18 protein-coding genes are annotated in these 22009 nt (G+C 58.8%); 11 read left to right on the top strand and 7 right to left on the bottom strand.

All coding sequences use genetic code 11. The annotated features are described in order from the left end of the window. The first annotated feature begins 11 nt into the window (after positions 1-11). The 5 genes from QP965_RS01260 (at position 12) to galE (ending at position 5407) form a co-directional block, all read left to right on the top strand. Positions 12-1385, top strand: a complete 1374-nt coding sequence (locus QP965_RS01260) for an L-serine ammonia-lyase (protein WP_284843876.1) — start codon at positions 12-14, stop codon at positions 1383-1385. Positions 1386-1529: 144 nt separating this feature from the next. Next, on the top strand, positions 1530-2321 hold the full coding sequence (locus tag QP965_RS01255; protein ID WP_370658817.1) for a helix-turn-helix transcriptional regulator: 792 nt from the start codon (positions 1530-1532) through the stop codon (positions 2319-2321). A gap of 182 nt (positions 2322-2503) precedes the next feature. Continuing rightward, on the top strand, positions 2504-3517 hold the full coding sequence (locus QP965_RS01250) for a sigma-70 family RNA polymerase sigma factor (RefSeq protein WP_005325073.1): 1014 nt from the start codon (positions 2504-2506) through the stop codon (positions 3515-3517). Positions 3518-3739: 222 nt separating this feature from the next. Further along, entirely contained in the window at positions 3740-4417 is a 678-nt protein-coding gene (locus tag QP965_RS01245) for a metal-dependent transcriptional regulator (RefSeq protein ID WP_239277554.1), read from the top strand. 3 nt (positions 4418-4420) lie between these two features. After that, complete coding sequence (gene galE / locus QP965_RS01240; protein ID WP_284843875.1) at positions 4421-5407, top strand: UDP-glucose 4-epimerase GalE; 987 nt, start codon at positions 4421-4423, stop codon at positions 5405-5407. A 12-nt stretch (positions 5408-5419) separates the two neighbouring features. Here the strand turns inward: galE and QP965_RS01235 are convergent, their stop codons facing one another. After that, on the bottom strand, positions 5420-6523 hold the full coding sequence (locus QP965_RS01235; RefSeq protein ID WP_284843874.1) for a DUF4192 domain-containing protein: 1104 nt from the start codon (positions 6521-6523) through the stop codon (positions 5420-5422). Positions 6524-6747: 224 nt separating this feature from the next. Here QP965_RS01235 and QP965_RS01230 point away from each other — a divergent pair, with 224 nt between their 5' ends. Further along, positions 6748-7812, top strand: coding sequence for a PAC2 family protein (locus QP965_RS01230; RefSeq protein WP_284843873.1), 1065 nt, complete (start codon positions 6748-6750; stop codon positions 7810-7812). A gap of 34 nt (positions 7813-7846) precedes the next feature. Beyond that, positions 7847-10390, top strand: coding sequence for a DEAD/DEAH box helicase (locus QP965_RS01225; protein WP_284843872.1), 2544 nt, complete (start codon positions 7847-7849; stop codon positions 10388-10390). Here the strand turns inward: QP965_RS01225 and QP965_RS01220 are convergent. Both QP965_RS01220 and QP965_RS11510 read right to left on the bottom strand, forming a co-directional pair. Next, positions 10387-11334, bottom strand: a complete 948-nt coding sequence (locus QP965_RS01220; protein WP_350309230.1) for a SulP family inorganic anion transporter — start codon at positions 11332-11334, stop codon at positions 10387-10389. The genes QP965_RS01225 and QP965_RS01220 overlap by 4 nt on opposite strands. 11 nt (positions 11335-11345) lie before the next feature. Further along, a complete protein-coding gene (locus QP965_RS11510) occupies positions 11346-11474 on the bottom strand; it encodes a hypothetical protein (RefSeq protein WP_350309228.1) in 129 nt (42 codons plus the stop codon). 225 nt (positions 11475-11699) lie between these two features. Here QP965_RS11510 and QP965_RS01215 point away from each other — a divergent pair, with 225 nt between their 5' ends. Next, complete coding sequence (locus tag QP965_RS01215) at positions 11700-12596, top strand: NAD(P)/FAD-dependent oxidoreductase (RefSeq protein WP_284843871.1); 897 nt, start codon at positions 11700-11702, stop codon at positions 12594-12596. Positions 12597-12704: 108 nt separating this feature from the next. Here QP965_RS01215 and ahpD read toward each other — a convergent pair whose 3' ends face one another. Together ahpD and QP965_RS01205 are read right to left on the bottom strand one after the other, a co-directional pair. Further along, positions 12705-13229 carry an alkylhydroperoxidase, AhpD family gene (gene ahpD / locus QP965_RS01210; protein ID WP_284814138.1) on the bottom strand — a complete coding sequence of 175 codons (525 nt, stop codon included), beginning with the start codon at positions 13227-13229 and terminating at the stop codon, positions 12705-12707. 97 nt (positions 13230-13326) lie between these two features. Continuing rightward, on the bottom strand, positions 13327-13920 hold the full coding sequence (locus QP965_RS01205) for a peroxiredoxin (protein WP_023021385.1): 594 nt from the start codon (positions 13918-13920) through the stop codon (positions 13327-13329). A 160-nt stretch (positions 13921-14080) separates the two neighbouring features. On the opposite strand from QP965_RS01205, the gene QP965_RS01200 reads away from it, so the two are divergent. Further along, the gene (locus tag QP965_RS01200; protein WP_284843870.1) at positions 14081-15025 is read left to right on the top strand and encodes a hydrogen peroxide-inducible genes activator; all 945 of its coding nucleotides are present in this window, start codon (positions 14081-14083) and stop codon (positions 15023-15025) included. 87 nt (positions 15026-15112) lie between these two features. Here the strand turns inward: QP965_RS01200 and QP965_RS01195 are convergent, their stop codons facing one another. Continuing rightward, positions 15113-16021, bottom strand: coding sequence for a hypothetical protein (locus QP965_RS01195; protein ID WP_284843869.1), 909 nt, complete (start codon positions 16019-16021; stop codon positions 15113-15115). 106 nt (positions 16022-16127) lie between these two features. Here QP965_RS01195 and hrpA point away from each other — a divergent pair, with 106 nt between their 5' ends. Then, a complete protein-coding gene (gene hrpA, locus QP965_RS01190; RefSeq protein ID WP_284843868.1) occupies positions 16128-20015 on the top strand; it encodes an ATP-dependent RNA helicase HrpA in 3888 nt (1295 codons plus the stop codon). Here hrpA and nrdR read toward each other — a convergent pair. Then, a complete protein-coding gene (gene nrdR, locus QP965_RS01185) occupies positions 20012-20470 on the bottom strand; it encodes a transcriptional regulator NrdR (protein WP_005328590.1) in 459 nt (152 codons plus the stop codon). The genes hrpA and nrdR overlap by 4 nt on opposite strands. A 730-nt stretch (positions 20471-21200) precedes the next feature. On the opposite strand from nrdR, the gene lexA reads away from it, so the two are divergent. Beyond that, on the top strand, positions 21201-21905 hold the full coding sequence (gene lexA / locus QP965_RS01180; protein ID WP_239277543.1) for a transcriptional repressor LexA: 705 nt from the start codon (positions 21201-21203) through the stop codon (positions 21903-21905). Positions 21906-22009 lie beyond the last annotated feature (104 nt).

Here is a 22009-nt window from a genome sequence, read left to right as displayed (position 1 = left end):
AGGAAAGAACAATGTTCATCAGCATCTTCGATATGTTCAAGATTGGCATCGGCCCCTCAAGCTCACACACCCTTGGCCCAATGAAAGCCGGCAAAGCTTTCGTGGACGAGCTCAAGGAAAAAGACCTCTTTGACAAGGTCACTCGAGTTCAGGCAAATGTCTACGGCTCCCTCTCCCTCACGGGCATCGGCCACTCCACCGACAAGGCCATCCTCCTCGGTCTCGCTGGTGAAGAGCCAGAGACGGTTGATATCGACGGCATCTCCGAATTCATGAAGAATGTCCGCAGCAGCGAGAAGCTCATGCTGGGCGGCTCCCACGAGGTGAAGTTCCCTAAGGACGGCGGCTTCTTCTTCCACGACGAGTACCTCCCGATGCACGAGAACGGCATGTGTCTTATCGCCTTCGCCGGCGAGGAAGACATCCTGCACAAGACTTACTACTCGGTCGGCGGCGGTTTCATCGTCAAGCAGGAAGACTTTGCCACGCGCACAGACGCCAAGGTTGATATCCCCTTCCCGTACGCCAGCGCCGCAGAGATGCTCGAGCTATGCGAGAAGAACAACATGACCCTCCCGGAGCTAGGCCTTGCCAATGAGTTGGCACTTCGTTCCGAAGAAGAGGTCAACGAGCACCTGCGCAAGGTTCGCGATGTCATGTACACCGGCATCAAGCGCGGCTCCGCTACTGATGGCCCACTCCCAGGCTCCCTGCTTGTCCCCCGCCGCGCCGCTGCCCTCAGGCGCCGCCTGGAGCAGTCTGAACCGCACGATGGTCTGAACATCCTCAGCTGGGTCAATATGTTCGCACTGGCTATCTCTGAAGAGAATGCATCCTGCGGCCGCGTTGTCACCGCACCTACGAACGGCGCCTGCGGCGTTGTCCCGGCAGTACTGGCTTACTACGACAAGTTCGTTGAGCCCGTTACCACCGAGATGTTTGCTGATTACATCTTCGCCTGCAACCAGATTGCTTCCCTGTACAAGATGAACGCTTCCATCTCTGGCGCTGAGGTCGGCTGCCAGGGTGAGGTTGGTGTAGCGTGCTCCATGGCTGCTGGCGGTCTCGCCCAGCTCATGGGCGCTACCCCAGAGCAGGTTTGCATTGCAGCCGAGATTGGCATGGAGCACAAGCTAGGCCTGACCTGTGACCCAGTCCTTGGACAGGTTCAGGTACCCTGCATTGAGCGCAACGCTGTCGCTGCCGTTGACTCCATCACCAGCGCTCGCATGGCGCTGGAGCGCGAGAGCAAGCCATGCGTTTCTTTGGACGAAGTCATCTGGACCATGTATAAGACTGGTAAGGATATGAACGCCAAGTACAGGGAAACCTCACAAGGTGGCCTGGCCCTAGCAGTTCACCCGCCAGTTCCGGTGTGTGGATAGAGACCACCCTGTAAAGAAGCGATGAGCCGGGTGAGCACAGCGCTAAGCCGCTTGTGTTCATCCGGCTTTCTTGGCGCTACTCCCCCTTCCGCCTATTCGCTTCCGTGTGATATCTTCTCTATAACCTGACAGGAATTAAAGGACATGCTTCAGCTAATGAACTTCCCTAGCGGCAGTGCCTCCGAAGAAAATTTCCTCGAGCAGTACATTCCCCTCGTCGAATTCCTCGGTAAGGCAATGGGCCCAAACACCGAAATCGTACTCCACGATCTCGACGTTCCCGATAAATCCATCATGGCCATCGCCAACGGCCACATCTCCGGCCGGCAGCTAGGCGGCCCCGTGACCGACTTCGCACTGTGGTTTATGAAACAAGGCGATGCCGCAGCAATCCCCATGATGACCGGCTACCGCGCCGTCAATGCGGAAGGCAAGATTTGCCGCTCTTCAAGCTACTTCATCCGCGACGACTCCGGCCATATGCGCGGCATGCTGTGCATCAATGTTGATGTCTCCGAGTTGGTACACATTCGCGATGCTGCCGCCGCACTTATCGGCAACGCAGATGATCCCGCATTTGATAAGTCCAAGGCTTTCGGCGGCTACCCCGGCACGGAGGAGCAACCGCAGCGCCCCGTAGCGGTACCAGACCCAGTTCCAGAAGACGAGGCTGCAGAAGAGGAACCAAAGAAGGAAGAAGTCAGCGAGTCTTTGCGTTCTAACGTGGAGCACCTTCTCGATTCCATGTTGAACTCTGCGATTTCCAACCAGAGCACGCCAGTTCCTCGCATGCAGCGCGAAGAGCGCCTCGAGGTGGTTTCTGACCTCGAGGATGCAGGATTTTTCCTCCTTAAAGGAGGAATCGCCGCGGCAGCGACGCGCCTAGGCGTATCTGAACCGACTATCTACCGCTACCTCGTCCAGGTGCGTGGATAGTAGTTCCACATTCCTAGCTATTCGCAGCTCGTAACCGTTCCCCGTGGTACCTCTCCCCCGAAAAGGTGGAGTTGTACCACGGGGAACAACTGTTTTTAATATTTCTCTCCGCACCGGGAACTAAATCGCTTAAGACTCCGTTGTACTTTGTGAAACCGGCGACAAATTCAGGAGGCTTCACTATGACGAAGACATCTGCCACCACCGCCAAGGGCACTTCAAGTGCCACTACTGATGAAGAACAGGAAGTAGACCGCGGATCTCGCCGCAACCAAACCAACGATAATCCTTCAGCCGACCTCGTCCGCGTTTATCTCAACGGCATCGGCAAGACCGCACTGCTCAGCGCGGAAGATGAGGTAGAACTCGCTCAGGCCATCGAGGTTGGACTGTACGCGGAGTACAAGCTCAATAACGCAGAAAAGCTCACCCGCGCAGAAAAGCGCGACCTTAAGATCCTCGCCCGCGAAGGCAAGAAGGCACGCTCCCACCTGCTCGAAGCCAACCTGCGCCTCGTCGTCTCGCTGGCAAAGCGCTACACCGGCCGCGGTATGCCACTGCTGGATCTCATCCAAGAGGGCAACCTAGGCCTTATCCGCGCAATGGAGAAGTTCGATTACGCCAAGGGCTTCAAGTTCTCCACTTATGCCACTTGGTGGATCCGTCAGGCGATTACCCGCGGCATGGCTGACCAGTCCCGCACCATTCGCCTCCCAGTCCACTTGGTTGAGCAGGTTAACAAGCTTTCCCGCATTAAGCGCGAGATGTATCAATCCTTGGGCCGCGAAGCTACTAACGAGGAACTTTCGGAAGAATCCGGTATTGACGAGAACAAGATTGAAATGCTGCTGCGCCAGTCACGCGATCCGGTCTCTCTCGATATGCCGGTAGGCACCGATGAAGAAGCTCCTTTGGGCGATTTCATTGAAGATGCAGAAGCTACCGATGCTGAAACTGCGGTCGTCGCATCTATGCGCCACTCTGATATCCGCGGCGTGATTGACACCTTGGAAAAGCGCGAGCAGGATGTCATCCGCCTGCGTTATGGCCTCGATGATGGTGTTCCGCGCACCTTGGATCAGATTGGTCGCCGCTTCGGTCTTTCGCGCGAGCGTGTACGCCAGATTGAGCGCGAAGTTATGGCAAAGCTGCGCGATGGCAATCGCGCCGATCGCCTGCGCGAGTACGCTTTGTAATCCACGCCTACCGCATTCGGCAACTCATCCTCTCCCCGGGCCCATTTGGCAACGTACCGCCATGGGCTCGGGGTTTGGCGTTGATAAGGCATCGGCTTGGTTCTTAGCGGCGAGCCAAGCCTCGGGTAGGCTAATCTGGACTGCAGAGTCTAGAAAGCGCTTTCCCGTTCTTGGGCGGGACAATAGCCGCGTAACCGTATTCACACAGAAAGGTATGCCCACGTGAGGGACCTAGTTGATACAACGGAGATGTATCTGCGGACCATCTACGAGCTAGAGGAAGAAGGCATCACTCCCCTGCGCGCCCGCATTGCGGAGCGTTTGGAGCAGTCCGGGCCAACGGTTTCTCAGACCGTGGCTCGCATGGAGCGCGATGGCCTTTTGCACGTGCGCACCGACCGCAGTTTGGATCTCACGGACAAGGGCCGCGACTTAGCAACCGCAGTCATGCGCAAGCACCGTTTGGCAGAGCGTTTGCTTACCGACGTCCTGGGGCTCGACATTGCCAAGGTCCACGACGAGGCCTGCCGGTGGGAGCATGTGATGAGCGAAGAGGTGGAAAAGCGCATGGTCGCTGTTCTCGATGATCCGACGCGGTCGCCCTTTGGCAATCCTATTCCGGCGCTATCTGCACTTGGCTTCGATGTTCCACAGCCGGATCAGGGCACCCGCGCGGTCGATCTCCCCAATGGCGAGCAGGTCTCTGCGACCGTCATCCAGGTCAATGAAATCCTGCAGGTTGATGATGGCACCTTCCAAGAACTCACCGATGCTGGAATCCGAGTGGGCGCCAAGGTGTCTGTGGTCAATAACAGCGGCACGATTACACTGTCGACACCGGAAGGCAGAAGCGTCGTGCTTTCCGACGATTTGGCGCACGCAGTGCGCGTGGAGGTATAACCCATGAAGCTTCTCGTCACAGGTGGCGCGGGCTATGTAGGCAGCGTTTGCGCTGCTGTATTGGTCGAACAGGGCCATGACGTAACCATTATTGATAATTTCTCCACCGGCAATCGCGAGGCCGTTCCGGAAGCCGCCCGCGTCATCGAGGGCGACGTCGCGGACAAGGCTACCGATGTCCTGAGCGAAGGTGGCTTCGAAGGCGTCATTCACTTCGCTGCGCGCTCCTTGGTGGGCGAATCCGTGAAAAAGCCAGATGAGTACTGGCAGCACAACGTCGTTACTACCCTGACGCTGCTTAATGCCATGCGGGATAACGACGTCAAAAACCTCGTCTTTTCCTCCACCGCTGCAACCTACGGTGAGCCCGACCAGGTCCCGATTACGGAAGACATGCCAACCCAGCCCACCAATCCGTATGGTGCGACCAAGCTGGCCATCGACTACATGATCACGTCCTTTGCCCACGCCTACGGCCTAGGCGCTACCTCGCTGCGCTATTTCAATGTGGCTGGCGCCTACGGAAATATTGGCGAAAACCGCGAGGTAGAATCCCACCTCATCCCCATCGTGCTGCAAGTTGCTTTGGGCCACCGGGATAAGATTTTCATGTTCGGTGATGACTGGGATACCGCAGACGGCACCCCAGTGCGTGACTACATCCATATCCGCGATCTAGCTGACGCCCACGTGCTTGCTCTCGAGTCCAATGAACCTGGCACCCACCGCATTTACAACTTGGGTTCTGGCGATGGTTACTCCGTCAAGCAGGTCATCGAGATGTGTCGCAAGGTCACCGGCCACGATATTCCGGCTGAGGTGGCCCCGCGCCGCGCGGGCGACCCAGCTACGCTCATCGCTTCCTCTGAGAAGATTCAGCGGGAGCTCGGGTGGAATCCCACCCGTACGGACCTGGAAACCATCGTCACCGACGCGTGGAACTTCACCCGACAGCTCGGCGATAAGGCACATTCGGCGAAGCGGTCCTAGATGCCGCGCATGTTAGGCGGGGCTGTCAACGCGGAGCCCCGCCGCTTCGCGGGCTAGCTCGCAACCATGGCATAGGCTGGAGACCAACCGCTTTCCCATGCCGCTGCGATACCCCTGCGCTATGAGACGCCCCAAATTGTGATGGGGCGCCTCTTCTACTACTACGGAAAGCGCTGGACCGGCATAAATTCCGAATTCGTGGGACACCTGGCTAGCAGCATACAAAGCTAGGGCGTTATAGCGAATAGACCCCTGGAATGTACGCGCTACCGCCAATAACAGGTCTCCTGCTTCCTGCGGCGCGGAGACGAGCTCCGTAATGACTAGGTCGCGGGTCCAGGTGGTAGACATCCACATGGCTGCCACGCACAACAATTCTTCATTTTCTAGGGTTTCCTCCAGCGATTCGACCTCGCTGAGCACATAGCGCACATCGGCAATGAGGTGCTTGACCACCTGCACTGGTTCTGTGGTGCCGTACCCGTGCCCGGCGCGCAATTGGCGGGCAATCTCTTCGGCGCATCGCTCCATGGCCCTAATCTCTTCTTCCCCAAAGTATGGGTTCGGGTCCTTAAAGCGCTGGACCAAGTCATGACGGCTAAGTTCCGGAAGCATGCCATTATTCACGCAGGCGCGCATCGTGTGGCTCGTCGAGATGGCGGGTATGGTTCCTTCCATCCAATTCTGGAGCGGGCCCTCGCCGCTTTCTGTGGCGTGGCCAAAGATGAGGTCATAGGAGGTATCGGTGGATAGTTCTTCGGCCAGCCAGCAGGCATCGATGCCCATACCTGTTCGGTCGTGGAAATGGTAAAGAGACTGCAGAATATCCCAGAGCTCTCCTTCCTCGCGCTGAGAGAGGACGAAGCAGAAAATGATTTCGGGATTTCCGCAATGAAACGCCTCCATCACCTCGTGCAGGGCACCAGGCACATCGTACAGATCGAGGCGGGCTACTGGCCCAATGCTGTATCCGCGTGGGCTGGGCTGGATGGAGATGAGGATCACTGATTCAGTGGGAAAGAATCCGAGGATTCCTGGGATATTGGCGAGGATATCGCCGGGCGTACGGATGGGCTGAGTTGGTGTTGTGATGTCCATGGCCCCAGCTTCAACCATGCGCGCAACTCTGCATAGGCCACCAGGGGCTAGGTGGTGGGGATCTGTGGATAGGTGGGGTGAAGGGGGCGTCGGCAAGCGGCTTTCCACACCCCGCCCGGGATTGCGCTGGCAATGCGCAGCGGTTTGGGGCACAATTGTTTATTTAACCTCGCAGTGCGCGCGGGAATAGTAAGCACGCACGCGGCGTTGGGGTAGGTAAGAAAGCAAGGAGGTAACACAACATGCACGAAGAAGATCGCCGCATGTATGAGCTGGAATATCCGGCTCCGGTGATTAGGGATGATTCCGGTGACGGACAAGGCCCCACCATGATTGTTGCCATGCACGGCTATGCTGACGCTGGCCAGGCCATTGAGGCAAGTGCTGACCACCTGAAAGCCGCTTTGGAAGGCCGTCAGCTGGCGTCATTTAACTCTGATGAGCTGATTGATTACCGCTCGCGCCGCCCAGCCATCACGATTGATAAGGATCGGGCGCTGGAAATCGAGTCCATGGATCTTGGTATTAAGGTGCTGCGCGATAATTCCGGCAAGACCTTCCTACTGCTGTCTGGCCCTGAACCGGACATGCGCTGGGAGGCGTTTACTACCGCCGTGGTGAAGCTGGTGGAAAAGTTCAACATCGAAGACACCATCATGCTCTATGCCGCGCCGATGCCGGTGCCGCACACCCGCCCCACGGTGGTCACGGCCCATGGCACCTCCTCCCGCTTGACCGAGCACATGCTCTCGATGGATTCCACCATGATGGTCCCAGGCTCCGCCGCACTTTATCTGGAAAAGGCTCTAGCGGATAAGCACCGCACGGTGGCTGGATATACCGTCCACGTGCCACATTATCTGGCAGCTTCGCCATATCCGCAGGCCACGTTCCAGTTGCTGGATTCGGTGGCTCGGGCGGCGCGCCTCAATATTCCTTTAGGCAGCATTGAGGCCGATATTTCTCGCGTGGAAAACCAACTGGAGGAGCAAGTTGGTGGCTCGGAGGAGATTGAAGGCGTAGTCCAACAACTCGAGCAGCAGTATGACGCTTATATGGAGCGCTACCGCGAGGAGCATCCGCAGGCGATCATGCCCGGCGAGGAGCCTATGCCTACCGGTGAGGAAATCAGCGAGGAATTCCAGGCATTTTTGGCTTCCTTGGATGAAGAAGAAAGCCAGCAGATCATCAATACCGAGATCGATGACCGCGAAGATTCCACCGAGGAAGAAGGCCCGAGGTCCGATGAAGGGAAGAATGGCCCTGATTCTGCTTCGGGTGAGGGCGACTTAGGTGACGATATCTAACTAACCCGCCCCCATCGCCGCTAAGGTGGTGGGGGTGAACTTATCTCAGCTGCTGCCAGATTTGACGGAAGTACCCGAGTCCCTCGTTGACGAGGCGATCTGGGATACCTTTACCTCGTGGACCACCAGCCGGGGTATTAATTTGTACCCGGCTCAGGAGGAAGCCTCGCTCGGCATTTTGGCCGGCGATAATGTCATCCTCGCTACGCCTACGGGCTCGGGAAAGTCCATGGTGGCTAATGCTGCACACTTCATCGCCCTAGCTCGTGGCCAGCGCAGTTTCTATACCGCGCCGATTAAGGCCCTTGTGAGCGAGAAGTTCTTTGCCCTTTGCGATATCTTCGGCGCCGAGAATGTGGGCATGATGACTGGCGACGCCACCGTTAATGGCAATGCCCCCATCATCGCCGCCACCGCCGAGATTGTGGCCAATATTGCGCTGCGCGATGGTGCCGAGGCCAATATCGACCAGGTAGTTATGGACGAGTTCCACTACTACTCCGAACCAGATCGCGGATGGGCCTGGCAGGTGCCGTTGCTGGAGTTGTCCAAGGCACAGTTCCTGCTCATGTCCGCCACTTTGGGCGATACCCAGTGGCTAGAAGAAGATCTCACCCGCCGCACCGGCCGCGCCACCAACCTCGTCGCCGGCACCACGCGGCCCGTGCCGCTGGATTTCTCCTATGTCTTTAGTGCGGTGCACGAGACCATCGAGGAGCTCTTGGCCGATAAGAAGGCTCCCATCTACGTGGTGCACTTCTCGCAGCGTGAAGCGGCCGAGCGCGCCCAGGCGCTCACCTCTCTATCGGGGATCATCACTAAAGAAGAAAAGGAAGCGATTGCCCAGGAAATCGGTGGTTTCCGCTTCACCACTGCCTTTGGCAAAGATTTGTCCAAGCTCCTGCGCAAGGGAATCGGCATTCACCACGCGGGAATGCTGCCCAAATACCGCCGTCTAGTAGAGCGCTTGGCACAAAAGGGCCTGCTTAAGGTCATTTGCGGCACCGATACCTTGGGTGTGGGCATTAACGTGCCCATCCGCACCGTGCTGATGACTGGGCTTGCCAAGTTCGACGGCCAGCGCCAACGCATCCTCAAGTCGCGCGAATTCCACCAGATTGCCGGCCGCGCCGGCCGCGCCGGCTATGACACCGAGGGCACTGTGGTGGTCGAGGCCCCCGAGCACGAGATTGAAAATGCCAAGGAGCGCCGCCGCATCGGCGACGACCCCAAGCGCTTGAAGAAGCTGAAGAAGAAGTCCGCCCGAGAGGGCGAGGTGTCCTGGTCCGAGAAGACCTTCGCGCGCCTTACTGAGGCGGAACCGGAACAGCTTACCTCTCAGTTCCGCGTTTCAAATTCCATGCTGCTCAACGTCTTGGCGCGCCATGGCAATGGCTATGACCACATGCGCCACCTGCTGCGAGACAATCACGATAACCGCAGCAAGCAGAATAAGGACATCCTCACCGCCCTCGATCTCTTCCGCGGGCTGGTGGATTCCGGCGTGGTGCAAAAATCGACCAAGGGATTGGATATCTACGGCCGCCCCTACCACTTGGTGCGAGAGCTGCCGCGTGACTTTGCGCTCAACCAGCCACTGGGTCCATTCGCGCTGGCGGCGCTCTCGCTGCTGGATCCGGAGGCGGAGACTTATAACCTTGACGTCATTTCCGTGTTCGAGGCCATTCTGGATGACCCGCGCCAGGTGCTCATCGCCCAGCAGAAGCAGCGCCGCGGCGAAGAAATTGCCGCGCTGAAAGCGGACGGTGTGGACTACACCGACCGCATGAATATCGTAGAAGACATCACCTGGCCGAAGCCGCTCGAAGAGCTATTGGAGCAGGCCTACGATACTTTCGCTGAGACCAATGCGTGGGTCAAGGAGTTTGAGCTGCGGCCCAAGTCCGTGGTGCGCGACATGCTCGAGAACGCCATGACCTTCTCCGACCTGGTCGCAACCTACGGCTTGGCCCGCTCCGAGGGCGTGATTTTGCGCTACCTGACCGACGCCTGGCGTACCCTGAAGCAATCCATTCCCGATGAGTACAACACTCCGGAGCTCGAGGACATCGTTGTCTGGCTGGGAGAGCTTATCCGCCAGGTGGATTCCTCGCTTGTCGACGAATGGGCGCAAATGGCCGGCGAAGACTCCCCCATCGACCAAGACACGGTGGACCGCGAGCTGGCCTTTGGCGTGGAGGACCCCACCGCGCTCACGGCCAATCGCCGCGCCTTTACCATTATGGTGCGCAATTACATGTTCCGCTTGGTGCAGCTCTTTGCTTTGGAAAAGGAAGACCGCTTGGCAGAGCTGCTTGATTACTTGGACGAGGTGCCAGACTTCGGCGCTATCCTAGATGATTACTTCGATGAATATGATGACATCGATTCCGGCCCCGAGGCCCGTGGCCCGGAGTTTTTCCGCCTAGGCGATACTGACTCGCGTGCGTGGTCCGTGCGCCAGATCATCAAGGACCCAGACGGCGACCACGCCTACCAGTTCGTCGCTACGGTAGATCTCGATGCCTCCGATGAAGCCGGCGAAGTCCGCCTAGCGGACCTGCGCGTGGAGTATTAGCCAGCGAAAACGACAAAGCCACCCTGGTTGCCTCGCCCCGGGGTAAGGGGGGCCGCAACGAGTACGGCGACGAGCAGGAGCAGCGAATGGAACACCGCTGCCAGGCGTGTGCCCGCGCCTGCCCGCACGTTGACAGCAGTTCGGGCGATCGCGGCTGTTGCGGGGATCCCGCCGAACAGGGGCGCGACGACGTTGGCCACGCCCTGCCCAAAGAGCTCGCGGTCAGGATCGTGCCGGTCGCCGACAGTCTTTGCGTCGGCAACCGTCGCTGACAGCAACGATTCCAACGCACCGAGCGCTGCGACGGCGACCGCTACCAACAGCAAGGAATCCAGGTGCTCCCACGGGATCTGCGGCCAGCGCGGGGCAGGCAACGTCGACGGGATGTAGCCGATAGTCTTCAGACCGCTGTCTGCCAGCATGTTGATGGCCGTCGCAGCAGCTACCAACACCAGCGCCGCGGGAAAGCCACTACGAATGCGGGCAGCAACCACGATTCCGGCCGCCACCGCGAGGGTCATAACGGGCGCCTGCCATACCGGAGCATCTAGCCAAGCTTTGATTGCGTCCCACGCCAACCCGAGGACTTTCTCGCCATCTACGTCAACACCGAGTGCTGCAGGTAGCTGTTGGAGGGCGATGATCACCGCAATACCGGCTGTGAAACCTTCGATGACAGGCAACGGCATGTATTTCATCGCGCGGCCAGCGCCGGTGAATGCCAGCAAGAGCAGCATGAGCCCCGCCAGCACGCCAACGACGAGCACCCCATCGGCACCATGGTCGGCCACGATGGGGATGAGCACCACGGTCATTGCGCCGGTCGGGCCGCTTACCTGGACGTTGCTACCGCCGAAGACTGCGGACAGGATGCCCGCGACCATGGCCATCGTAATTCCAGCTGCCGCGCCGACACCAGAAGCAACGCCGAAGCCGAGCGCCAGGGGGAGTGCGACTAGGGCCCCATAAGGCCGGCCGAAAGGTCGCGCCCGATAGTCACGCGGGACCAGTCCGAGCGGCGCGGTGCGAATCGCAGGGCACGGGATCGGATGCCCACCTTAGAGACGGTGGAGGGGTGGGTCATGCTACTTTCTTGCTCCTTAAAGGCTCAACGACACCAAAAGGATACACAAGGCGCCTTCCTTCGACGGCCGGATTCCCGATTCTGGCCGATGCCTCATGTTGACGAATTCCCACCACACCCCAACCCTTCGGCACTAACTTGGCCAAGTCAGGGTTGGGTGTGACGCCTGCCACAAACTACTGAAAACCATTGCCATTTAAACCCTCCTCTGGTTTACTCGGGGCCATGCAGACAGTAGATACCCTCATCATCGGCGGTGGCGCGGCCGGCCTGCAGGCAGCCCTAGTCATGGTCCGCGCCCGCCGCAGCGTGCTCATTGTTGATTCCGCCACTCCCCGCAACCGTTTCGCCCATGAAATTCATGGAGTCATTGCCCTCGAGGGCACGCCACCCCTTGAGTTTCAAGAGCGCGGCAAGGAGCAGCTGCGCAGCTATGGCGCGCAGATCGTGAACGCCACCGTGGATTCCGTCACCGATAATGACCGCACGCTCACCGCCACGTTGAGCAACGGTGAGACCATCGCTGCCCGCTCTATCATCGTCGCCAGCGGCGTGGACGACGAGCACCCAGCTATCCCGGGCCTGCAAGAAAACTGGGGAAATACGGTCCTCCACTGCCCCTACTGCCACGGATACGAGGTGGCGGACAAGAAGCTCGGCGTGCTCTACATCGGCGAGTTCTCCTTCCACCATGCCGCGGTTCTGCGCCAGTGGTCGAAGGACATCACCTTCTTCACCAATGGAATGGAATTCACCGACGAGCAGCGCGCGGACCTGACTCGGCGGGGCATTGCGCTTATCGACGGCCCCGTCACCGCCTTCCAAGACGGAAAAGTCCTGCTGGAAAGCGACGAGCATGCCGTCGATGCACTGTTTTACATGCCCATTCCCCGCCCTCACGATGAGTTCCTCGCTGACCTCAATCTTCAGCGCCACAGTCTGCCGTCGGGCATGGGCGGCAGCCTGATCAAAACGGGCCTCGCCGGTGCCACCAGCCACCCGCGCATCTGGGCCGTAGGCAACGTGGTCAACCCACCGGCGCAGGTAGCGATGGCGATGGGCGAGGCCAACGCCGCCGCCATTGCGGTCAATGCCTTCCTCGTCGAGGACGATTGGATTTAAATACGGTGGTGTGGCATGAAAGCCATCATCCAGACCAATCCGGAAGACCCACACTCGCTGGAGCTGGGGGGACGTCGGCAAGCGCGAGGGCGGCTATAAGCCAGACTTTTAGCGTGCGGCCTCGATCTGGACAGCCTGTGCCACAGCCTGGACAACAGCCGCTACCTTGACGGCCTCCCAGACCTGCTCCTTGCTCAGGCCAGCCTCGTTGAGCTCGTGCGCGTGGGCACCCAGGCAGTGCTCGCAGCCATTGATGGCGGAAACTGCGGTATTCCACAGCTCGAAGTTGGCCTTGTCTACGCCTGGCTTCGAGATGATGTTCATGCGCAGGCCGAACTTAACCTGTGCGTAGTCATCGCCCAACCAGCCCTTGGCACGGTAGGCAACATTGTTCATAGCCATAACGGTGGCTGCGCCGTAGGCTGCCTCGATAGCTTCCTCGGAGAGGTGTTCCTTTGCTTCTTCCGCAATTTCAGACAGCACGGTGTCATTGCGGGTTGCAGCAGCCGATGCCAGCAGGCAGCCCCAAAGCTGCTCCTCATTGAGGTCCTTGGAACGGGTCAGGGCGCCCAGGTTGAGCTTCTGGTCCTTGGCGTACTCCGGCAGGGAAGACTTCAGATTATCAATAGACATTGCTTTTCTCCTTTGAGGTTTTGATAGGAATTTGCTGTGCTGGATTTAAAAGGAAACCCCGCCACGAAAGCGGGGTGAACCTGCATCTCAGTGAGATTTAGAGCGCGGACTGAACGACGTCCATCTTGTTGATGTTCTTGGTTGGGTCGTTCTTCTCCCAGTTACAAGCGCAGACCTCTTCGGACTGCAGGGCGTCGAGCACGCGCAGAACCTCGTCTACGTTACGGCCGACGGCATCCGGGGTAACGGATACGAACTGGATAACGCCATCCGGGTCGATGATGAAGGTGGCGCGGTCAGCAACGCCATCAGCGTTTTCGACGCCCAGTGCACGAATGAGGTCGTGACGTACGTCAGAGAACATCGGGAAAGGAACTTCCTTCAGCTCTGGGTGGGTTGCACGCCAGTTGAAGTGAGCGAACTCGTTATCGGTGGAGCCGCCGAGGATCTGGGTATCACGGTCCTGGAATTCCTCGTCCAGCTTGCCAAAGGCAGCGATCTCGGTCGGGCAGACGAAGGTGAAGTCCTTCGGGTAGAAGAAGACGACCTTCCACTTGCCCTCGTACTTGTCCAGGGATACCTGCTCGAAGTAGTCCTCCGGCTGGTTAGCGTTGACGTCGTGCAGATCGCCACCGGTCAGGGCGGTGAGGTTGAACTCTGGGAACTTTTCGCCGACGGTCAAAATAGGCATAGTCTTCAACTCCTTTAGCAAAGGCTTTTCCTCTAAGTTTCCTGCCGCTTGACGTACAAGCAGCGGGGCCGGACCGTGTCCGGCCCAACACGATCAGTTATACCATCTTTTCCGCTCGCGTCAATAGCAAATCCTATAGGTAAGTGTTAGAGTGATAGGCATGCATAATAAAGAGTATCGCCCTACACTTGCTCAGCTGCGTACCTTTGTCACCGTTGCGGAAAATAAGCACTTTGGCACCGCGGCCGCCAAACTCGAAATTTCCCAGCCCTCCCTCTCCCAAGGCCTCGTTGCGCTCGAGCAGGGCTTGGGCCTGCAGCTTATCGAGCGCTCCACTCGCAAGGTCATCGTCACCTCGGCCGGTGAGACCCTCCTCCCCTACGCCAAAGCCACCCTCGAGGCCGCCGATACCTTCCTCGCCCATGCCCGCGGCGCCAACGGCACCCTTGCCGGCCCGCTGACCATCGGCGTTATCCCCACCATTGCCCCCTACATCCTTCCCGATCTGCTCTCCATGCTTGCAGAGGCCTACCCGGACCTCGAGCCACGCTTCGTCGAGGAGCAAACCCAGCACCTCATCACTCGCCTGCGCAATGGCAACTTGGATCTTGCCATCATGGCCCTTCCATCCGAGGCCACCGGCATGGTCGATAGCCCGCTCTACACGGAGAAATTCTCCATTGTCTGCCCGCCCGATCACCCCATCGCCGGCCGCGAGGATGTCGAGCTTGCGGAACTCAAGGACCTAGATTTGCTACTGCTTGACGACGGCCACTGCTTGCGCGACCAAGTAGTCGACCTCTGTCGCCATGCCAATATCAACCCAGCCGAGGCCACCAATTCCGTCACCCGCGCCTCTTCCCTGACCACCATCATGCAGCTGGTCATGGGCGGCCTGGGCTGCACCCTCGTTCCCGAATCCGCACTGGCCACCGAGTGCCATGGCAAGGACGTCGCGATCGCCCACTTTGCCTCCGATGTCACCGCCGAACGCGAGGTTGGCCTCGTCTTCCGGTCTTCTGCCGCCCGCAGCGAGGAATTCCGCGAGTTCGGCACGCTCATCACCTCCGCCTATAACAAGGCGATTGAGCGCTCCCGGCAGTAATTGCTCACTGCGGCCCCACGGGGGCGTCGCCAAGCACGGCAAAGGCCACCGCCCCTGAGAGGGACGGTGGCCTTTAACTATGGTGCGCTACGCCTGCGGAAGAGTATTGCGCCCCGCGCACTGGCGGAACATATGCGCCTGTGCCAGAAGCGTAACCGGATACGCCACGATGAGGCCGATGCCCAAAAACAAGAAGCCACCGATGATGATGAAAAAGTTCAAAATTGCCAGCAGCAACATTTGGCCGTAGTTATTCTTACCTGCCTGAAAGCCCTTCTTCACGGCGTCACCAACGCTATCGCCATCGGCCGCGAACCACTGCATCAGCGAGAAGAATGGTTGGATAAAGAAGCTAATCAGCGAAATCACAGCCATGACACCGAGCATGCCCATGACGGCGGCGAACGCTTCTTCATCGGAAAGCTGCTCGGCATTGCCGGCCAGCCCCTCCGCAGAACCGCGCACAGCGACGAAAGAAATCAGTCCCGCCACAACACCGATGACGACCATAATGACTAGTGGCTGCCACCAGCGCACATTCTTAAACAGGTAGCCCCACCCGGTGCGAGAATCATCAATCTGGAAAAGCGCCAGGCGCATAAGCGCCAGAGTTAGCACGATGCCAATCACCCAGGAAATGATTTGCATGATCGTGGAACTAGCAGTGAGATCACCGTCGGCACTCGCCGTCGCAGCGCCTACTCCGCCAGAAATGGCGAAAAAGACCACGCCGAGGAAGCCTGCAAGCAACGTTCCCAAAATCCACAGCTTCCAGTTGCTAAAGACAGCCCGAAAAGCCCAAGAAACGGCATCTATGGCCGAAACCCTTCCGGTGTGCTGAGGTTGGCCCGCGTGGTAGCCGGCATAGCCTTGGGCGTTGCCTTCGTGGGCGCCACCATACGATGGAAGCTGACCGTAGTCCGGCCGATCCTCAGGATGGTTGGTCGGCTCATAGCGAGGAAAATCGTCATTTCCACCCGAATACGGGTTCGTCATAGGCGGTGCTCCTCCTTCAGGAATGCACATAGAAAAATGGATAAGTATTTTAACTTTAACAACTTTTTCCTCATTTCAGGTGGACGGGTAAACTCGTTGCCTAGTCATGACTAAGAACGAATCCCCTTCTCGCGAGGACCTCTTCGCCGCACTCGAAAATGTCTCTTTGGCCGAGGCCCGCTCCTTCCGTCGCCGCCTCAAGAAGGCTCGCGCCCCTAAAGCGCTGCAAGAAATCGGCGCTGAAATCCATGCCGCTGCCGAGCGCGTCGCGCTTACCGACGCCGCTGTTCCCACCATCACCTACCCCGAAGCCCTCCCCGTCACCGCCCGCAAGGACGATATCGCCGAGGCCATTCGAGACAACCAGGTCGTCATCATCGCTGGTGAGACCGGTTCTGGTAAGACAACTCAGATCCCAAAGATCTGCCTCGAGCTGGGCCGCGGCCGGCGGGGGTTCATCGGCCATACCCAGCCGCGCCGCATTGCAGCGCGCACCGTGGCCGAACGCATCGCCTCGGAATTGGACCAGAAAATCGGGGAGTCCGTTGGCTACGCCATCCGCTTTGACGATCGCGTGTCTGAGACCACCGCCGTCAAGCTGATGACCGACGGCATCCTGCTCGCCGAGATGCAGCGCGACCGCTTTCTCAATAAGTACGACACCATCATCATCGACGAGGCCCACGAACGCTCGCTCAATATCGACTTCCTCTTGGGCTACTTGAAGCGCCTATTACCTAAGCGCCCAGACCTCAAGGTGATCATCACCTCCGCAACCATTGACCCAGAAAGCTTTGCCGCCCACTTTGCCGACGCCGACGGCAACCCCGCCCCCATTATCGAGGTCTCCGGACGCACCTACCCCGTAGAAATCCGCTACCGGCCACTCGAGTTCGAGGCCGGCGGAAAAGTAGTGGACCAAGACCCGCTCGACGGCTTGACCGAGGCCATCGAAGAGCTCATGCACGAAGGCGACGGCGATATCCTGTGCTTCTTCCCTGGCGAGCGAGACATCCGCGATGCCTTGGAAGCCATCGAAGGCAAGAAGTGGAAAAACGTCGAGGTCACTCCCCTCTTCGGCCGCTTGTCCAACCAGGAACAGCACCGCGTGTTTAGCGAGCACCGCGGCCGCCGCATCGTCTTGGCCACAAATATCGCCGAAACCTCGCTTACCGTGCCCGGCATCCGCTATGTCGTCGATACCGGCACCGCCCGTATCTCGCGGTATTCCACGCGCACCAAGGTCCAGCGGTTGCCTATCGAGCCCATCTCGCAGGCCTCCGCCAACCAGCGCTCCGGCCGTTGCGGCCGCGTCGCCGACGGCATCGCCATCCGCCTGTACAGCGAACAGGACTTTGAAAGCCGACCCGAGTTCACCGACCCGGAAATCCTGCGCACCAACCTTGCCAGCGTCATCCTGCAAATGGTTTCGCTCAAGCTCGGCGACATCGAACAATTCCCCTTCATCCAACCTCCCGAGCACAAGGCCATCCGCGATGGCCTCACACTCCTCCACGAGCTCGGCGCCCTCCACGACAAGCAGGACAAGCCCTCTCTCACCACCATCGGCCGCGATCTTGCCCGCATCCCACTGGATCCGCGCATGGCTCGCATGCTCATTGAGGCCAATACTAACGGCTGCCTCGATGATGTCATGGTCATCGTTGCCGCCATGACCATCCAAGATGTGCGCGAGCGCCCCCTCGACTTCCAAGCCCAGGCCGACCAAGCCCACGCCCGCTTCAAGGACAAGACCTCGGATTTCTTGTCCATGCTCAAGCTATGGGATTACATCAAGCAAACCCGCAACGAGCAATCCGGCAATAAGTTCCGCAAGCGCATGAAACAGGAGTTCCTGCACTACATGCGCATCCGGGAGTGGTTTGACTTGGTGCGCCAGCTCAAGGACGTCGCCAAGCAGCTGGGCTGGACCTACCAGGAAGGCACCGAGCGCCGCTCCGATGACATCCACATGTCCCTCCTTTCGGGCCTGCTCTCCAATATCGGCGCCCGCGATGGCAATTCCAAGGAGTTCCAAGGCGCGCGCAACACCCGCTTCCTGGTATTCCCCGGCTCCGCCCTGGCTAAAAAGCCTCCCGAGTTCCTCATGGCTGCCGAGCTGGTGGAAACGTCCCGTCTCTGGGCGCGCGATGTCGCCGCCATCGATCCCGCTTGGGTGGAAAAGCTCGGTGGGGACCTGCTCAAGCACAACTACTCCGAGCCCAGCTGGTCTCGCAAGCGCGCCGCCGCCATCGCGCACCAAAAATCCACGCTCTACGGCGTGCCCATCGTGGCTGACCGCACCGTGCCCTACCACCGCGTCAATCCCGCCGCTGCCCGCGATATGTTCATCCGCAATGCCCTTATCGCCGGCGACTGGAACACCCACCACGCCTTCTTCAAGGCCAACGCCCAAGCGCTTGACGACGCCGCCGCATACGAAGAAAAGGCCCGCCGCCGCGGCCTCATCGTGGACGAAGATACACTCTTCGACTTCTACGACCAGCGCATTCCGGCGAAGGTAACCACCGGCCGCCACTTCGACTCATGGTGGAAAAAGGAGCGCCGCCGCACCCCGGATCTGCTGGATTTCGATCCGGCTAAGCTCATAGACGACTCCCACGACGTCACTGAAGAGTCCTTCCCCGACCACTGGCGCAAGGGCACTATCGATTACGAACTGACTTACAAGTTCGAGCCCGGCGATCCACTCGACGGCGTCACCGTAATGGTTCCCATTCCTATGCTCGCCGGCTTGGATACCGAAGGATTCGATTGGCTCGTTCCAGGTCTTCGCCTCGAGCTCGTCACCGAGCTCATCCGCAGCCTGCCCAAGGCTCTGCGCCGCACCGTTGTACCCGCGCCCGAATTTGCCGAGCGCGCCATCGACCTCCTCATCCCTTATGAAGGCCCCATCACCCAGCAACTTGCCGACGTCCTCCGCGAACTCGGCGGTCAAGGAATCAACGCCACCGACTTCCAGGCCAGCAAGCTACCCGCCCACCTGCGGATGAACTACGGAGCCATTGATAAGCGCGGCAACATCGTCGACTCCGACCGCGACCTCGCGGCGCTCGTCCGACGTCAGGCCGGACACATCAAGTCCTCCGTATCCCGCGTCTCGCGCACCTCCGAGTCCACCGCCGTCAGCGAATGGACCGACGACACCCTCGGCACCATCGATGACACGGTCAAGACCACAGTGGACGGCCACGAAGTCACCGCCTACCCTGCCCTTGTCGCTACCAAGGACGGCGTCGAACTCAAGGTCCATCCCACCAAGGCCGCCGCAGATGCCGCCATGGTCACGACAACTCTTACGCTCCTCATGCGTGAGATATCCGTCAACGCCTCACAAATGGTCAAGGGCCTGCCCTTGCAACAGCGCGTCGCCGTCGATTCCTATCCGCACGGCGGCGCCGACGGCCTTGTCAATGACGGCCGCGTCGCCGCGATCCGCGACCTGATGCTCGAAGCCGGCGGACCCGTCCGCACCCCCGCGGCGTTCCAGAAGCTTAAAGACACCGTCAAACCCCAGGTCCCAGGACGCGTACGCCAGGCAGTGGTAGCTATTGCACCGGGACTCGCCGAGTACTCCAACCTGCGAGCGGAGCTCGCTCATTGGGACGGCCCAGCAATAGATGACATGCGCGCACAATTGGACTTCCTCCTACCCCAAAACGCCATCACTGTCCATGGAATGTCCCATCTGCGTCATCTACCACGATATATCCAAGCCATGCGAATTCGTCTAGAGGACATGAACCTTGACCCGGACCGCGATGCGGACCGCCAAGCCGAGGTAGACAACGCCAAGGCTTACCTATCTAACCGCCTTCGCAACCTCCCGGCAGGCCGCGAAAAGACGCGCGAGGTCAAGGACGTACGCTGGATGATTGAAGAACTTCGAGTTTCTCTTTTCGCTCAGCGCCTTGGCACAGCCCATGCCGTTTCACTCCGCCGTATCCAAAAGGCGGTGGACAAACTGCGCTAAAAGTCCTCGCGATCTCGCCTTCGCATCAGGCGAATCTCGGATTCAAAGTCATCTGCGCTTTCAAAGGATTTATATACAGAGGCGAAGCGCAGATAGGCCACTTCATCAAGGTCCCGCAGTGGTTCTAGGATGGCCAAGCCAATCTCGTTCGCGTTGACCTGCGAGGAGCCATGACTGCGCACGGTCTCCTCCACTTCTTGCGCCAGCTTCTTCAGGGCATCGTCGCTGACATCTCGCCCCTGGCAGGCACGGCGCACACCGCGAATCAATTTATCTCTGCTGAAAGGCTCGGCCAGACCGTTTCTCTTCACCACAAGCAGCACGGCCTTCTCAACCGTGGTAAAGCGGCCCTTGCACGAAGCACACTCGCGCCGGCGACGAATCGACGCTCCAGCATCGACCACACGCGAGTCGATGACGCGGGATTGCTCATTGTGACAAAAAGGGCAATACACGGTGGTCCTTTCACTGACGTTGTTACGCCAGTAGTTTACTCACCTTCGATTTCGTGCGACCACCGACCTTCGCCCCACCATTCCCCCTATCGTGTTACTGCAGCCTCTACTTGTTGCACATTAGAAGCTGGCGGTTGCGGTGTACTGCTTCCTTCAGCGCCAGCTAGTCCACCTAACAAAGTGCCCACAAAGACCGCTACACCAAACACTGCGCCCAATGCGTAGTTACCTGTGTTCGACTCACCCACGCTGTTTCGGCCCCTATTCGATCTATCCCCAGAGCCTCCGGGCGACGTACGGTTCGAACGATAGGACGTGCAATCTTCCACACGTAGAGTTCGAACATACCGAGAGTTTGCGGTACCGCGAACCGCAGAACCGTAGCCACGCTCCACATCCCACACGGATGCAGAAGGCACCACTACAGGATCAGCAGCATTGCGTGTTACCAGGTTATTGCGAGAATTGATCAGCAGAGACATGATTTTCCTTTCGACGACTGAAACCACCTTAGGCGCCTCATTCGACACGCCATGACACCTAGTCGCCATAATGTTCGATTTAGTTGGTACGTTCGATTTATAGCATCGCTTCGAATACTTGTCCACCCCAACGCGCAAATCTCGAACATCTGTACTTTTCGTGCTACAAATGACGTGTGGCAACTTTTCAGCGCCGCCAGCTAACAGACCACCGATAAATCCACCCGACCCCCTCCGAGGAGCCAGCAATGGGCCGCAAGCCAAAGAAGACTACCGAGAAGACCGACTACGCTTCCCTATCCGACCGCCAGCGACGCATTCTCAACGTCATTAGTGACGCCGTTATGTTGCGTGGCTACCCACCAAGCATTCGCGAAATTGGTGACGCAGCAGGCCTGCAGTCCACATCATCGGTTGCCTACCAGCTAAAACAATTGGAAGAGAAGGGGTTTTTGCGCCGGGACCCTAATAAGCCGCGTGCTGTAGATGTTCGTCACCTTAATACGGATGAAGGCGCCAAAAAGCCGGGCCGCAAGCCGGCCAAGTCTGAGCAGCAAGTTCCCGAGGATGCAGGTGCCGTTTCCTATATTCCTGTGGTCGGCCGTATCGCTGCGGGAGCACCCATTACCGCAGAGGAAAACGTGGACACATACTTCCCCATGCCTGACGAGGTGGTCGGTAGCGGCGACCTTTATATGCTGCAAGTAGTCGGCGACTCGATGCAGGATGCCGGCATCCTTGACGGCGACTGGGTAATCATTCGTTCCCAGTCAGTTGCAGAGGAGGGCGAGTTCGTCGCCGCCCTGCTCGAAGGTTCTGAAGCTACCGTCAAGGAGTTCCACCGTGATTCGTCCGGCGTGTGGCTGCTTCCCCACAATGATGCCTACGCTCCCATCAACGGCGATGATGCGGAAATCATGGGCAAGGTTGTATCGGTATTCCGTAAGCTTTAACCACTCACCTGACGCAGATTCCATTACCCCGCAAGGGCCGAGCGTGGCCCTCGCGGGGTCTATCTATGTACACCCTTCGTTGACGCAGCCCGTATCCTGCCACC

Source organism: Corynebacterium sp. MSK074 (assembly GCF_030229735.1).
Lineage (GTDB): Bacteria > Actinomycetota > Actinomycetes > Mycobacteriales > Mycobacteriaceae > Corynebacterium.
The sequence above is the reverse complement of the archived record's forward strand: the minus strand, read 5'-3'. Positions and strand labels throughout refer to the sequence as shown.